We start from the raw sequence: 15070 nt of genomic DNA on the forward strand, positions 1-15070 counted from the left end.
AGGTGCGCGACCTCCGTCCGGTGCCGCGCCGCGCTGTGGGTTCACTGTGGGAACGGGCGGGGACGCGCGCGGTGGCGTCAGCGGAACAGCTGCGGGAACGCGTGCGCGACCCACGGGTAGCCGACGAAGACGGCCGCGTCGAGCAGGCAGTGCGTGATGACGAGGGGGAGGAGCCGGCCCCACCGGGTGTAGATCCACCCGAACACGATGCCCATCACGGCGTTGCCGACGAACGCGCCGAACCCCTGGTACAGGTGGTAGCTGCCGCGCAGGACGGCCGTGGACAGGATGATCTGCCAGCGCCCCCACCCGACGGAGCCGAGCCGCTCGTAGAGGTAGCCGATGACGATGACCTCCTCCTGCAGCCCGGAGCGGATCGCCGAGAGCAGCAGGACCGGGATCGTCCACCAGTACGAGTCGAGCGCCGCCGGGTCCACGTTCACCGTGACGCCGAGCGCCCGCCCGGTGAAGTAGAGCGCCAGGCCGGGGATCCCGATCCCGAGGGCGATGAGCGCCGCGCCGCCGAGGTCGGGGCGCACCCGGAACCGGTCGATGCCGAGCCGGCCGAGGTGCGGACGGGTCGTGCTCCAGAGCAGGTAGCAGACGAGCGCGACCGGGGCGAGGTCGACCGCGATGCCCACGAGCTGCCGGGCGAGGTCGACGTACTGCACGGTCGTGGTCGACGTGTTCAGCGCCGTGGACTGCTCGCCGAGCGGCGTCGTCTGCGACAGGTCGTCGATGATCTGCAGCACCGAGTAGAGCGCGCTGCCGCCGAGCGAGAGCAGCAGCACGATCGTGATCTCGGTCCACGTTCGCCGACGGCTCATCGGTGGTACTCCTCTCGGTTGCGAACTACCGGTAGACTGGCGTGTCGGGCGTTCTGCCCACCTCCGGGCAGTGCCACCGCGGCGCGCGTGCCACCGTCGGCCGCCCGATCTTCTTCCGAACACCAAAGGATGTCCTGTATGGCGCTCGCCACCCGGTCCGACCTGCGCAACGTCGCCATCGTGGCACACGTCGACCACGGCAAGACCACCCTCGTCGACGCGATGCTCACGCAGACCAACTCGTTCGACGCCCACTTCGAGGGCGAAGACCGCATGATGGACTCGAACGACCTCGAGCGCGAGAAGGGCATCACGATCCTCGCGAAGAACACGTCGGTGCTCTACAACGGCAAGCACGCGACCGAGTTCGGCGCGGACGGCCCCATCACCATCAACGTCATCGACACCCCGGGTCACGCCGACTTCGGTGGCGAGGTCGAGCGCGGCCTCTCCATGGTCGACGGCGTCGTGCTCCTCGTCGACGCATCAGAGGGCCCGCTGCCCCAGACCCGCTTCGTGCTCCGCAAGGCGCTCGCCGCGAAGCTCCCGGTGATCCTGCTCGTCAACAAGACGGACCGCCCGGACTCCCGCATCGACGAGGTCGTGTCCGAGTCGCAGGACCTCCTGCTCGGGCTCGCCTCCGACCTGTCGGACGAGGTCGACGACCTCGACCTCGACGCGATCCTCGACGTCCCGGTGGTCTACGCCTCGGGTCGCGCCGGTGCCGCGTCGCGCAACAAGCCGGAGGACGGCTCGCTGCCCGACAACGACGACCTCGAGCCCCTGTTCGAGGCGATCCTGCAGCACGTCCCGGCCCCGAAGTACGACGACGAGCACCCCCTGCAGGCGCACGTCACGAACCTCGACGCCTCGCCGTTCCTCGGCCGCCTCGCGCTCCTGCGCATCTTCCACGGCACCATGAAGAAGGGCCAGACGGTCGCGTGGGTCAAGCACGACGGCAGCGTCGTGAACGCCCGCATCACCGAGCTGCTCGTCACCAAGGCACTCGAGCGCTACCCGGCCGAGTCCGCGGGCCCCGGTGACATCGTCGCCGTCGCCGGCTTCGACACCATCACCATCGGTGAGACCCTGACCGACCCCGAGGACGTCCGTCCGCTGCCGACCATCACGGTCGACGACCCGGCGATCTCGATGACGATCGGCACGAACACGTCGCCGCTGGTCGGCAAGGTCAAGGGCCACAAGCTCACCGCCCGCATGGTGAAGGACCGCCTCGACCGCGAGCTCATCGGCAACGTCTCGCTCAAGGTCCTCGACATCGGTCGTCCCGACGCGTGGGAGGTCCAGGGTCGCGGCGAGCTCGCGCTGGCCATCCTCGTCGAGCAGATGCGTCGCGAGGGCTTCGAGCTCACCGTCGGCAAGCCGCAGGTCGTCACCAAGCGTGACGAGGACGGCAAGCTGCAGGAGCCGTACGAGCACATGACGATCGACACGCCGGAGGAGCACCTCGGCGCGATCACGCAGCTCATGGCCGCGCGCAAGGGTCGCATGGAGAACATGACGAACCACGGCACCGGCTGGATCCGCATGGAGTTCATCGTGCCGTCGCGTGGCCTGATCGGCTTCCGCACCGCGTTCCTCACCGAGACCCGCGGCACCGGCATCGCCAACGCGATCTCGCACGGCTACGCCGAGTGGGCCGGCCCGATCCAGACCCGTGTCAACGGCTCGATCGTGTCCGACCGCTCCGGTGTGGTCACGCCGTTCGCGATCACGAACCTGCAGGAGCGGATGACGTTCTTCGTCAACCCCACCGAAGAGGTCTACGAGGGCATGGTCATCGGCGAGAACTCGCGCGCCGACGACATGGACGTCAACATCACGAAGGAGAAGAAGCTCACGAACATGCGTTCGGCGAACGCCGACTCCTTCGAGTCGATGACGCCGTCGCGCCAGCTCTCCCTCGAGGAGTGCCTGGAGTTCGCGCGCGAGGACGAGTGCGTCGAGGTCACCCCCGACGCCGTGCGCATCCGCAAGGTCGAGCTCGACGCGCAGGCTCGCCAGCGCGCCTACGCCCGGTTGAAGCGTCAGGACGCGTAGGCCCGTCGCAACAGAGCGGGCGCCCACGCCCGCCTGAAGCGTCAGGACGCGTAAGCGGTCCATCCAGGAGGCGCGACTCGCGTCCGACGGCCCGGTCACCTCGTCCGAGGTGGCCGGGCCGTCGTCGGATGTAGCGTGGTGCGCGTGACTCTCGACCTCCTCTCGCTGTACCAGGACCTCCACGCACACCCCGAGCTCGGCTTCCAGGAGCACCGCACCGCGGGCATCGTCGCCGACCGGCTCGAGGCGATCGGCGGGATCGAGGTCACCACGGGCATCGGCGCCACCGGTGTCGTCGGCGTCCTGTCGAACGGCGACGGGCCGGTCGTCTGGCTCCGCGCCGACATGGACGGACTGCCGGTCCAGGAGCGCACCGGCCTGCCGTACGCCAGTGAGCACCACGGCACCGACGAGGACGGCAACGACGTCCCGACGATGCACGCGTGCGGCCACGACATCCACGTGACGTGGCTGCTCGGCACCCTCGAACGCCTCGCCGCGACCACCGGCGACTGGCACGGCACGGTCGTCGGCGTCTTCCAGCCCGCGGAAGAGGTCATCTCCGGCGCCCGGGCGATGGTCGAGGACGGGCTCGTCGACCGCTTCCCGAAGCCGGACGTCGTGCTCGGGCAGCACTCGGCGCCGGCACCGGTCGGCATCGTCGCCGTCGGCAGCGGCCCCGTGATGGCGTCGAGCGACCGGCTGACCGTCACGTTCAACGGCCGTGGTGCGCACGGTTCCGCCCCGCAGGCCTCGCTCGACCCGGTCGTCACGGCGGCGTCGGCCGTCGTGCGCCTGCAGACCGTGGTCTCGCGTGAGGTCTCGCCGAGCGACGCCGGCGTCGTCACCGTCGGCAGCTTCCACGCCGGCACCCGCGCGAACATCATCCCCGACCAGGCCGTCATCGAGATCTCCACGCGTGCCCGCAACGAGGAGACCCGTGAGCGGATCATCGCCTCGATCGAGCGCATCGTCCGCGCCGAGAGCGAGGCCGGCGGACTGCCGGAGCCGACCATCGTGCGCGCACCCGGCGCCGAGGTCACCGTGAACGACGTCGAGGCCGCACAGGTCGTGCTCGACGCGATCCGCGCCGAGGTCCCCGGCGCGCGTGACCTCGAGATCGGGTTGGCGATGGCGTCCGAGGACGTCGGGCAGCTCGCCACGGCCGCGGGGGCCCCGCTCGTGTACTGGTTCACCGGCATCACCGACCCGGAGCTCTTCCGTCGCGGCGAGGACATCCCGAGCAACCACTCGCCGTTCTACGCGCCGCAGGCCGAGACGGCGATCCCGGTGGGTGTCGACGCCCTCGTCGCGGCGACGCGCGCGTACGTCGCCTGACGCGAGCGGCCCGCTCGGGCCGGCCAGGAGGCGCGGCGCGACCCGCGTCACGCACGTGACGTTCCCAGGGGACTCACGCCGCGCCTCCCGGCTCGCCCCCTAGGGTGCTGGGCATGCGCACCCCGACCCGCACCCTGATCGCCGCCGTCGCAGCCGGCATCGCCCTCGCCGGACCGGCCGGCTGCTCGTCCGACGCCGTCAAGCAGGCCACCGACCTCGGCTCCTCGGTCGCGTCGAGCGTCGCCGAGGGCGTGCAGGGCATCGACGGCAAGGCCGTCCAGGACGGCATGGCCTCGGTCGCCGGGGGCATCGACGGCGCCCTGGACACCGCGCTGAAGGGCGCGAACGTGACCTCGGACGGCAAGGTCCCGGACGGCTTCCCGACCGAGGACGTCCCGCTCGTCGACGGCACCGTGCTCGGCGGCGGCTCCGGCCCGAACGGCTCCGGCTGGGTCGCGCAGGTCCGCGCGGGCTCCGTCGACGACTTCCAGGCGGCGGCGCAGCAGCTCACCGACGCCGGGTTCACCGAGTCGGCGAAGCGCGCGGACTCCTCGAGCGCCTTCGGGATGTTCCGGAGCGACGCCTACCGCGTGGTCCTGACGTTCTCGGACGGCAACGACGGTGTGACCGCGACCTACATCGTGACGCCCCGCTAGTCGCCGCTGGGTACGCTTGGACCCGATGTCGAAGGCCCCTGCAACCCGCCCCGAGCGCGTCCTGTTCGTGCACGCCCACCCGGACGACGAGACGCTCTCGTCCGGTGGGACGATCGCCACCCTGCTCGAGCTCGGCGCCGAGGTGACGGTGCTCACCGCGACCCGGGGCGAGCGCGGGGAGATGCTGACCCCCGAGCTCGGGCCGCTCTTCGGCGACGGCCCCCGGGTCGCCGCACACCGCGAGACCGAGATCGCCGGTGCCCTCGCCGCACTCGGCGGTCCCGCGCACCTCTGGCTCGGCGGCCCCGGTGCACGGCCGACGGACCTGCCCGAGCGCCGCTACACCGACTCCGGCATGCAGTGGGGCCCCGACGGTCGCGCGGTCGCCGCGGGGGACGCCCCGGCCGACTCGCTCACCGCGGCCGACCTCGGTGAGGTCGTCGACGACATCCGCGCCGCGATCCGCTCCACCGGCGCCGACGCGGTGGTGAGCTACGCCGACGACGGTGGCTACGGCCACCCGGACCACGTCCGCGTCCACCACGCGGCGCGGTACGCCGCACGCGCCGAGGAACTCCCGTTCTCGATGATCGTCGAACCCGACTCCGGGCAGGCCGACCTGACCGTGGACGTCCTCCCCGTGCGGGCGAAGGTCCGGGCGGCCGTCGAGCAGTACCGCTCCCAGGTGACCGTCGACCCCGTCGATCCCCGTGACCCCACCGCGCTGTCGTGGGTGATGCCGCACGGCGAACGGCAGCACGCCCGGGCGACCGAGGCGTTCCGGCACGACGTCGACCAGGTCCCCGAGGCGCCGCAGACCTTCGCCGAGTTCTCGCGGCAGGGCAAGGTCACCGCGGTCGTGGTCGCCCTCGTCCTCGGACTCGTCGCCGGGGGACTCGGCACCGTCACGCACCAGCAGGCCCTCGGGGGGTTCCCGGTCGGGACCGTGCTCACCTCGCTCATCGTGGTCGGGCTGACGGTCGGCATCCGGCTGCTGTACCGGTCGCGGGCGATGGTCGCCGCGGTCGGCATCGGGATCATCGCCGCGACGCAGGTCCTGACGTCGGTGGCCGGGCAGAGCTCCCCGCTCGTGCTCGCGAACGTCGCCGGCTACGTGTGGACGTTCGGTCCGGCGGCCGTCACCGCGCTCGTGCTCGCCTGGCCGGACCTGTCCGGGATCCGGGCGGCCGCCGCACGGTCCGGCGGTGCGGACCGGTCCTGACGGCCCGGCGCGGTGATGCGGTCCTGACGGTCCGGCGCGGTGTGGACCGGTCCTGCGGTCCGGCGGAGTGCGGACCTCGCCGTCCGGCGGAGTGCGGACCTCGCCGTCCGGCGGAGTGCGGACCTCGCGGTCCGGCGGTCAGGTGCGGCCGGGCCGCGCGGGTAGACTCGATCTGCTCAGTCCGAAGGGAGCACCCCAACCGTGACGTACGTGATCGCCCAGCCCTGTGTCGACGTCAAGGACCGCGCCTGCATCGACGAATGCCCGGTCGACTGCATCTACGAGGGTGACCGGTCCCTGTACATCCACCCCGACGAGTGCGTCGACTGCGGTGCGTGCGAGCCGGTCTGCCCGGTCGAGGCGATCTACTACGAGGACGACCTCCCCGAGGAGTGGGCCGACTACTACAAGGCCAACGTCGAGTTCTTCGAAGAGGTCGGTTCCCCCGGCGGTGCCGCGAAGGTCGGCGTGATCCACAAGGACCACCCGGTCGTCATGGCCGAGCCGCCCCGCGGCTGACCCGGAGCCGGACCGTGGCGCTCGACCTCCCCGACTTCCCCTGGGACCAGCTCGTCCCGTTCAAGCAGCAGGCAGCGGCGGTCGAGGGCGGCATCGTCGACCTCAGCGTCGGCTCGCCCGTCGACCCGACCCCCGCCGTCGTCCGCACGGCGCTCGCGGAGGCGACCGACGCGCACGCCTACCCGCAGGTCGCCGGCACGCCGGCCCTGCGCGAGGCGATCGCCGACTGGTACGGCCGTCGGCAGGGCGTCACGCTGACGCCCGACCAGGTGCTGCCGACGATCGGCTCGAAGGAGTTCATCGCCGGGCTCGCGCTCTGGCTCGGCATCGGCCGCGGTGACACGGTCGTGTTCCCGGCCGCGGCGTACCCGACGTACGAGCTCGGTGCGGCCCTGGTCGGCGCGGACGCCCTCGCCTCGGACGACCCGGCGGCGTGGCCGTCCACCACGAAGCTCGTCTGGCTGAACTCGCCGGGCAACCCGGACGGCCGCGTCCTGTCGATCGACGAGCTGCGTGCCGCGGTCGAGCGGGCGCGGGAACTCGGCGCGGTCATCGTCGGCGACGAGTGCTACGCCGAACTCGGGTGGGAGCCGCCGTACGACGCCGCCCCCACGCCGACGATCCTCGACCCCCGGGTGGTGGGGGACTCCGTCGACGGCGTGCTCAGCGTCTACTCGCTGTCGAAGCAGTCGAACCTCGCCGGGTACCGGGCGGCCTTCGTCGCGGGCGACGCGCGGGTCCTCGCCGAGGTGCTCGCGGTCCGCAAGCACACCGGCATGATGCCGCCGCTCCCGGTGCAGGAAGCGATGATCGTCGCCCTCGCCGACGAGACCCACGTGCAGGCGCAGAAGGCGCTGTACCGCGCCCGACGGAACATGCTCCGACGGGCACTCGAAGGCGCCGGCTTCCGGATCGACCACAGCGATGCGGGTCTCTACCTCTGGGCGACCCGGGGCGAACCCGCACTCGACACCGTCGCCTGGCTGGCCGAGCGCGGGATCCTCGTCGCACCGGGCACGTTCTACGGATCGGCGGGCGCGGAGCACGTCCGCGTGGCCCTCACCGCCACCGACGAACGCATCGCCGCAGCCGCGCAGCGACTGGCGAGCTCGCGGCGTCTGGCATCCGTCTGAGCCTTTCGCGCTCCGCGCAATCCGTGGTTCCCACCAAGTCCTGAGGCTCGATGTGTGCACGACCGACAGTGGGCGCGATTAGGCTGTCATCGTGACTGACACTGCCAATGACGCTCAGAAGACGGCCACACCGCCCACCACGCCCGTCCCCGTGAGTCCCGCCGCCGAGCAGGCCACGGCGACCGCGACGCTGACGTACCCGGGTGGCACGGCGGAGTTCCCGATCCTGCCGAGCGTCGACGGTGCGTCCGCCATCGACATCTCGACGTTCAAGAAGCAGACCGGGATGAACACGCTCGACTACGGGTTCGTGAACACCGGGTCGACGAAGAGCGCCATCACCTACATCGACGGCGACCAGGGAATCCTGCGGTACCGCGGCTACCCGATCGACCAGGTCGCGTCGAACCTGACCTTCCTCGAGGTGGCCTGGCTCCTCATCTACGGCGAGCTCCCGACCGAGTCCGAGCTCGCGTCCTTCGACGCCCGCATCCGTCGGCACACGCTGCTGCACGAGGACCTCCGTCGCCTGTTCGACGCCCTGCCGCACTCGGCGCACCCGATGTCGGTCCTCTCGAGCGCCGTCAGCGCCCTGTCGACGTACTACGAGGACGACATGGACGTCGACGACCCCGAGAAGGTCGAGCTCCAGACCGTCCGGCTCCTCGCGAAGCTGCCGGTGATCGCCGCGTACGCGCACAAGAAGTCCATCGGGCAGGCGTTCCTGTACCCGGACAACTCGCTGTCGTTCGTCGACAACTTCCTGCGCCTCAACTTCGGCACCATGGCCGAGACCTACCAGCCGAACCCGGTCCTGTCGAAGGCCCTCGAGCGGCTCCTCATCCTGCACGAGGACCACGAGCAGAACGCCTCGACGGCCACGGTCCGGCTGGTCGGCTCGACGAAGGCGAACATGTTCGCCTCGATCTCCGCCGGCATCAACGCCCTGTACGGCCCCCTGCACGGCGGCGCGAACGAGGCCGTCCTCGAGATGCTCCAGCAGATCAAGGACTCGGGCGAGCCCGTGACCCGCTTCGTCGAGCGGGTGAAGAACAAGGAGCGGGGTGTGAAGCTCATGGGCTTCGGGCACCGCGTCTACAAGAACTACGACCCACGCGCGAAGCTCGTGAAGGAGTCCGCGCACGAGGTGCTCGAGGCACTCGGCGTGCAGGACGACCTGCTCGACATCGCCATGGAGCTCGAGGGCATCGCGCTCGAGGACGAGTACTTCGTCAGCCGCAAGCTCTACCCGAACGTCGACTTCTACACCGGCATCATCTACAAGGCGATGGGCTTCCCGCCGCGGATGTTCACGGTGCTGTTCGCCATCGGGCGTCTGCCGGGGTGGATCGCGCAGTGGCGCGAGCTGAACAACGACCCGCTGAACAAGATCGGGCGCCCGCAGCAGCTCTACGTGGGGCACGCCGAGCGGGACCTCCCGGCGCGCTGACGCCGCGCGCGCTTCGAACCACGGAAGCGACGTCGAACCAGTCTCGTCGGCTGGTTCGATGTCGCTTTCGTGGTTCTGCGAGACGGTCACCGGGACGGCTGGCTCCACCGCGTGCCCGCCCACGCCGCTCAGGCGCCGGCGACGCGCTGCCCACGCCGAGACGAGGTCGAGCGCCCGGTCCGAGTCCGGCGACCCCGGTCGGTTGAGGAACGCGTGCCGTGCTGCACCGAGCACGCGCCATTCGACGTCGACGCCGGCGGCCCGGAGCTCGGCGGCGAACCGGTCGCCCGACGCCCGCATCGTGTCGTGCTCGGCGTCCACCATGAGCGTGCGCGGCATGCCCGACGGGTCCGTCCCGCCGGGGAACGCGGTGTCGCCGTCGCCCGCGCGTCCGACGTGGTTCCGGTTCGCCAGGTCGAGCAGCACCGGGTGGTGGGTCATGCGGCGGTGCCCGCGCACCGACCGCAGCACCGCCGGGTCACGGGGCGTCCTGGCGTGGAAGAACCCGTACGCGAGGACGAGGCCGTCCGGACGCCGATCCTCCGGCAGCGCCAGGGTGACCGCCGCGGCGAGGCACGCGCCGGCGCTCGCGCCACCGAGGAACACCGGGCCGTCGGCCGCCGCACGCACCTCGGCGAGGACGGCGCGGACGTCGTCGTTCGGTACCGGGTGGTGTCGTCGACCGCGGGCGCCGCGTCGTCCGACGAACGGGAACCCGGGCAGGGGAGCGAGACGGTAGTCGACCGTGACGACGTCGAGTCCGCGGTCGGCGAGGGCACCGGCGACCGCGTGCGCCTCCGGCAGGTCGAGGTCACCGCGGAAGAACCCGCCGCCGTGCAGCCACACGAGCGTCGTGCCCCGAGCGGCCTCCGTACGAGCCGCGTACCGGCGGACCGGCACCGGGCCGTGCGGCCCCTCGACCACCCCCACGGCCGACGACCGGCTAGGCGTGCAGCGCGGTGTTGAGCTGGATGCCCTGCCCCTGCCGCTGCAGGGCCTCGACCGCGCCGGTCAGCGAGTTGCGGCGGAACAGGATGTTCGGCGTGCCCGAGAGCTCGGCGGCCTTGACCGTCCGGGGCGTCCCGTCGGGGTTCGGTGCCGCGCCGACGAGCACGACCTTCGTGCCGGCCGTCACGTACAGGCCCGCCTCGATCACGGAGTCGTCGCCGAGCGAGATGCCGAGCCCGGCGTTCGCCCCGAGCAGCGCCCGCTCGCCGAGGGACACACGGTGGGTGCCGCCGCCGGACAGCGTGCCCATGATGGACGCGCCGCCGCCGATGTCCGTGCCGTGGCCGACGACGACGCCCTGGGAGACGCGCCCCTCGATCATGGCGTCGCCGAGCGTGCCGGCGTTGAAGTTCACGAAGCCCTCGTGCATGACCGTGGTGCCGGGGGCGAGGTGCGCGCCCAGACGGACCCGGTTGGCGTCGCCGATGCGCACGCGGTCGGGCACGACGTAGTCGACCAGCCGGGGGAACTTGTCGATGGCGTGCACGGCGATCCCGGCGCGCTGCAGGCCGGGGCGCAGCCGCGTCAGGTCGTCGGGGTGCACGGGGCCGGCGTTCGTCCAGGCGACGATCGGCAGGTGCGCGAAGACGCCGTCGAGGTTGACCTCGTTCGGACGGACGTGCAGGTGGCTGAGCAGGTGCAGGCGCAGGTAGGCGTCGGGCGTGCTGGCGGGGGCCGCGTCGATCGTGACCTCGGTCGTGACCGCCTCGATCGTGACGGCACGGCGCGGGTCGTCGCCGACGTGCGCCCGCAGCTCGGCGGGGAACGTGGCGTCGGCGGGGAGTGCGCCGAGGTGGGTCTCGGGGTACCAGGTGTCGAGCGTCGTGCCGTCGGCGGCGATCGTCGCGAGGCCGTGGCCCCAGGCGTGGGTCGGGCGGTCGGTGGCAGCGGTCGTGTCGGTCACCGCACCAGGGTACCCAGCGGTCGGTGGCGACCACCCGTCCGTCCGGACGGGTCCGACGGACGCGCACCGCGCCTCCCGGCCTGGAGGCGCGGCACCTGTGGACAGAGCACGAACCGTCCACAGGTGGTCACCTCGACGGCCCCTGCAAGGGTCGGCCGGTAGGCTTCCCGCATGCCGGAGCCGCTCGACCTCACCGCCTCGTCCATCGACATCACCCGTGCCATCTGCGACATCGAGTCGGTGTCCGGCAACGAGGGACCGCTCGCCGACGCGATCGAGGCCGCCCTGGCGCCACTGCCCCACCTCGAGGTGATCCGAGACGGCGACGCGATCGTGGCGCGCACGAACCTCGGCCGCGATCGCCGGGTCGTCATCGCGGGGCACATCGACACCGTCCCGCTCAACGCGAACCTGCCGACCGAGTTCCGCACCGCCGACGACGGGACCGAGATCCTGTGGGGCCGCGGCACGGTCGACATGAAGGCCGGGTGCGCGGTGCAGCTCAAGCTCGCGTACGACCTCGCCGAACCGAACGTCGACGTCACGTGGGTGTTCTACGACCACGAAGAGGTCAGCGACGCCCTGAACGGGCTCGGTCGCCTGGCCCGGACCCGACCCGAGCTCCTCGCGGGGGACTTCGCGATCCTCGGCGAGCCCTCCGGCGCGCAGATCGAGGGCGGCTGCAACGGCAACCTCCGCGCCGAGGTCCGTGCCTTCGGCAAGCGGTCGCACAGTGCCCGGAGCTGGATCGGCGACAACGCGATCCACAAGGCCGCACCGATCCTCGCCACCCTCGCCGCGTACGAGCCGCGCACGGTCACGGTCGACGGGCTCGACTACCGCGAGGGGCTCAACGCCGTCGGCATCACGGGCGGCATCGCCGGCAACGTCATCCCGGACGAGGTCATGGTGCACGTCAACTACCGCTTCGCTCCGTCGCGCACCGCCGACGAGGCCGTCGCCCATGTCCGTGAGCTGTTCGACGGCTACGACGTGCAGATCGTCGACCTCGCGGCCGGGGCCCGGCCGGGGCTCGACGCTCCGCTGGCGCAGGACTTCGTCGCGGCCGTCGGGGGTCCGGCACCCCGGCCGAAGTACGGCTGGACCGACGTCGCCCGGTTCTCGGCGCTCGGCGTCCCCGCGGTCAACTACGGCCCCGGCGAGCCGGTCTGGGCCCACCACGACGACGAGCAGGTCCCCGTCGACCAGATCACCTCGGTCGAGCACGGTCTGCGTCGGTGGCTGACGGCCTGACGACGGCCGGGTCGACCCGGCTGAGCCCTGCCCGCGCCCGGTGGAACGCCCGCTACCGGGTGGTGCCGTGGTGGGTGCGGATCACGGTCGTCTACGTGCTCGCGCGGATCGTGACGGGCGTGATGCTCTCTGCGTTCGCGAGTGTGCAGGCCGCGAACTCGTTCACCGTGCAGCACCCGGGCCTGCTGTCGTTCTCGTCGATCTGGGACGGTGCCTGGTACCGGGTGATCGCTGCGTCCGGGTACCCGTCGACGCTGCCGGTGGACACCGCCGGGCACGTGACCGAGAACGCGTGGGCGTTCATGCCCGCCTACCCGTTCCTCGTCCGTGGTCTGATGGCCCTCACGGGCGCGTCCTTCGAGTTCGTCGCGGTGTCGGTGTCGCTGCTGTTCGGCTGGGGCGCGGCACTGGTGTTCCGACGGCTGATGGGGCGGTTCCTCGACCCGGCGCGGGCGACCTTCGCGACGGTGCTGTTCGCCGTCGCCCCCGTCTCCGCGATGTTCCAGGTGGCCTACGCCGAGTCGATGGGCCTGTTCCTGCTCCTCGTCGCCCTGCTGCTCATGGTGGACCGCCGCTGGTGGTCGATGCTGCCGGTCGTGCTGCTGCTCGGCATGACCCGGCCGACCGGGCTCGCGTTCGCGCTGCTGATCGCGCTGTTCCTCGTGGCCTGGGCGGTCCGGCCGGCGTGGGTCCGGGCGTCCGCACCGCTCACGGTGCGCCAGCTCGTACCGCCCGCCGTGGTCGCCATGGTGTCCGGGCTCGTCGGCCTGGCGTGGCCGGCGATCGCCTGGGCGGTCACCGGGGTGCCGCGGGCGTACACCGACACCGAGCTGGCCTGGCGGTCGTCCTACATCGGGTGGAAGGAACTCGTCCCGTTCGCACCCTGGGTGCAGGGCTTCGGGTGGTGGTTCGGGCAGCCGGCCGGCGGGGTCCTGCTCGCCGTGGTGGTCGCCGGGTTCGCGGTGTTCGTCGCCCTGCCGGCTGCCAGGCGGATCGGGCTGGAGCTGCGCCTGTGGGGCGTGGCCTACCTCGTGTACCTGCTGGCGGTGTTCTTCCCGCAGTCGAGCACCTGGCGCATCCTGCTGCCGATCGCTCCGCTGCTCGGGATCGTGGCGCTGCCCCGGTCGCGGGTCTACCGGGTGGCGGTCGTGGTCGTGTGCATCGCGCTGCAGTGGGTGTGGATGTACTTCTGCTGGTGGATCGACGGCTACGACTGGACCCCGCCGTGATCGACGTCGACCTCGCGCTCCTCGGCGCCGCGTTCCACCGCCTCGGGGTCCGCTGACGCCGCAGCGTGGATCATCGCGTTCGCGGTGGCGATGAACGGCACCGCGAAGAACGCCCCGACGACGCCGGCGATGGTCGTGCCCGCGGTGACGCCGAGCACGACGCCGAGCGGGTGCACGCGGACCGCCGACCCGGTGAGGAACGGGTGCAGGACGTGGCTCTCGAGCTGCTGGACGGCGATCACGATGCCGAGCATGATCAACGCCGGGACCCAGCCGTTGAACACGAGGGCGATGACGACCGCCACGACCCCGGCGACGATGGCGCCGACGACCGGGACGAACGCGCCGAAGAACACGATGACGCCGATCGGGATCGCGAGCGGCACCTGCAGCGCGAGGGCGCCGATCACGATGCCGAGCGCGTCCGTGACCGCGACGACGAGCTGGACCCGGATGAAGCTCGTCAGGGTCTTCCACCCGGCCTGTCCGGCGACGTCGATCCGACCGCGGGCCCGGCGGGGGAAGAGCCGCACCACCCACGACCAGATCCGCGGCCCGTCGACGAGCACGAAGATCGTCGTGAACACCACGATGAAGAGGCCCTCGAGCACGTGCACGAGCCCGCTCCCCGCCTCCGCCGCGCCCGAGGCGATCGACGACGCGTGCGACTGCAGGAACTTCGTCCCGTCGGACAGCCACTTCGTCACCTGCGAGGCGGTGATCCCGAACGGCTCGGTGGCGAGCAGGGACTGCAGCGACTGGACGTTGTGGTCGAGGCGGTGCTCGAGCATCGGCAGGTCGTACCGGATCTGCGCGGTGACGACGAGGGCGAGCACGCCGATGACGATCACCACCGCGAGGAAGCAGGACAGCACCGCCAGCCACTTCGGCCACCGGTGTCGCTGCAGGAACCGCGAGAACGGCGCGAGCAGGGCGCACACGATGAGACCGATGAGGAACGGCACCACGATGTCCTGCAGCAGGATGACCAGGGCCACGACGACGGCGAGGGCCCCGACGACGACGATCAGTCGCCACGAGAAGGCCCCGGCGACGCGCATGCCCGCTGGGACGGCCTCGACGGCGGGGTCGAGCGGTTGACGGCGCTTGGAGCGGATGTACGGCACACGCCAAGGTGATCACTCGGAACCGCGAGAACGTCGCGATCCGCGGCCCCCAACCTGGGCGGTTTCGCAGTTCCCCCATCGATACGAGATAATGGGGGTGCATGTACTGCACGAAAGGGGACATCTGATGGCAGCCATGAAGCCGAGGACCGGTGACGGGCCGATGGAGGCTGTTAAGGAGGGTCGACTCATCATCGTGCGGGTTCCGCTCGAAGGTGGAGGCCGCCTGGTCGTCTCGGTCAACGATGCCGAGGCCAAGGAACTCCACGACGCACTCGCCGAGGTCGTCTCGGCCTAGTACGTCGACGCACCAGAACGGAGGGCCCGGAGCGCGTACGCTCC

General features: G+C 71.4%; 13 protein-coding genes and 1 pseudogene. 10 read left to right on the forward strand and 4 right to left on the reverse strand.

Features of this window, described 5'->3' with window-relative positions; all coding sequences use genetic code 11:
* Positions 1-77: 77 nt before the first annotated feature.
* On the reverse strand, positions 78-827 hold the full coding sequence (locus ACNQOV_RS07525) for a CPBP family intramembrane glutamic endopeptidase (protein ID WP_402264518.1): 750 nt from the start codon (positions 825-827) through the stop codon (positions 78-80).
* Between the two features lie 138 nt (positions 828-965).
* Here ACNQOV_RS07525 and typA point away from each other — a divergent pair, with 138 nt between their 5' ends.
* From typA to ACNQOV_RS07560, 7 genes are all read left to right on the forward strand, one after another.
* The gene (gene typA / locus ACNQOV_RS07530; RefSeq protein WP_402264515.1) at positions 966-2888 is read left to right on the forward strand and encodes a translational GTPase TypA; all 1923 of its coding nucleotides are present in this window, start codon (positions 966-968) and stop codon (positions 2886-2888) included.
* A 144-nt stretch (positions 2889-3032) separates the two neighbouring features.
* Positions 3033-4226 (forward strand): amidohydrolase, encoded by a 1194-nt coding sequence (locus tag ACNQOV_RS07535; RefSeq protein ID WP_416394009.1) that lies wholly within the window; start codon positions 3033-3035, stop codon positions 4224-4226.
* Between the two features lie 113 nt (positions 4227-4339).
* Positions 4340-4882 (forward strand): hypothetical protein, encoded by a 543-nt coding sequence (locus ACNQOV_RS07540; protein WP_416394011.1) that lies wholly within the window; start codon positions 4340-4342, stop codon positions 4880-4882.
* 25 nt (positions 4883-4907) lie between these two features.
* The gene (locus tag ACNQOV_RS07545; protein WP_416394012.1) at positions 4908-6104 is read left to right on the forward strand and encodes a PIG-L family deacetylase; all 1197 of its coding nucleotides are present in this window, start codon (positions 4908-4910) and stop codon (positions 6102-6104) included.
* A gap of 201 nt (positions 6105-6305) precedes the next feature.
* On the forward strand, positions 6306-6623 hold the full coding sequence (fdxA, locus tag ACNQOV_RS07550) for a ferredoxin (protein ID WP_022908292.1): 318 nt from the start codon (positions 6306-6308) through the stop codon (positions 6621-6623).
* A gap of 14 nt (positions 6624-6637) precedes the next feature.
* On the forward strand, positions 6638-7756 hold the full coding sequence (dapC, locus tag ACNQOV_RS07555; protein WP_416394013.1) for a succinyldiaminopimelate transaminase: 1119 nt from the start codon (positions 6638-6640) through the stop codon (positions 7754-7756).
* Between the two features lie 151 nt (positions 7757-7907).
* Positions 7908-9206 carry a citrate synthase gene (locus tag ACNQOV_RS07560; protein WP_402265684.1) on the forward strand — a complete coding sequence of 433 codons (1299 nt, stop codon included), beginning with the start codon at positions 7908-7910 and terminating at the stop codon, positions 9204-9206.
* Between the two features lie 264 nt (positions 9207-9470).
* On the opposite strand, the pseudogene ACNQOV_RS07565 reads toward ACNQOV_RS07560, so the two are convergent.
* Positions 9471-10136, reverse strand: a pseudogene (locus ACNQOV_RS07565) (alpha/beta hydrolase); the annotation flags it as partial.
* A 13-nt stretch (positions 10137-10149) separates the two neighbouring features.
* Positions 10150-11118 (reverse strand): 2,3,4,5-tetrahydropyridine-2,6-dicarboxylate N-succinyltransferase, encoded by a 969-nt coding sequence (gene dapD, locus ACNQOV_RS07570; RefSeq protein ID WP_416394014.1) that lies wholly within the window; start codon positions 11116-11118, stop codon positions 10150-10152.
* Between the two features lie 171 nt (positions 11119-11289).
* On the opposite strand from dapD, the gene dapE reads away from it, so the two are divergent.
* Together dapE and ACNQOV_RS07580 are read left to right on the forward strand one after the other, a co-directional pair.
* On the forward strand, positions 11290-12372 hold the full coding sequence (gene dapE / locus ACNQOV_RS07575) for a succinyl-diaminopimelate desuccinylase (protein WP_022908297.1): 1083 nt from the start codon (positions 11290-11292) through the stop codon (positions 12370-12372).
* A complete protein-coding gene (locus ACNQOV_RS07580; RefSeq protein WP_416394015.1) occupies positions 12357-13601 on the forward strand; it encodes a hypothetical protein in 1245 nt (414 codons plus the stop codon). The genes dapE and ACNQOV_RS07580 overlap by 16 nt, the downstream gene beginning before the upstream one ends.
* Here the strand turns inward: ACNQOV_RS07580 and ACNQOV_RS07585 are convergent.
* Complete coding sequence (locus tag ACNQOV_RS07585; protein WP_416394016.1) at positions 13580-14728, reverse strand: AI-2E family transporter; 1149 nt, start codon at positions 14726-14728, stop codon at positions 13580-13582. The genes ACNQOV_RS07580 and ACNQOV_RS07585 overlap by 22 nt on opposite strands.
* Before the next feature lie 127 nt (positions 14729-14855).
* Between ACNQOV_RS07585 and ACNQOV_RS07590 the strand changes: the two genes are divergently transcribed.
* Entirely contained in the window at positions 14856-15026 is a 171-nt protein-coding gene (locus tag ACNQOV_RS07590) for a DUF3117 domain-containing protein (RefSeq protein WP_017887054.1), read from the forward strand.
* Positions 15027-15070 lie beyond the last annotated feature (44 nt).

This window comes from Curtobacterium sp. LFS084 (assembly GCF_047977705.1).
Classification (GTDB): Bacteria; Actinomycetota; Actinomycetes; order Actinomycetales; family Microbacteriaceae; genus Curtobacterium.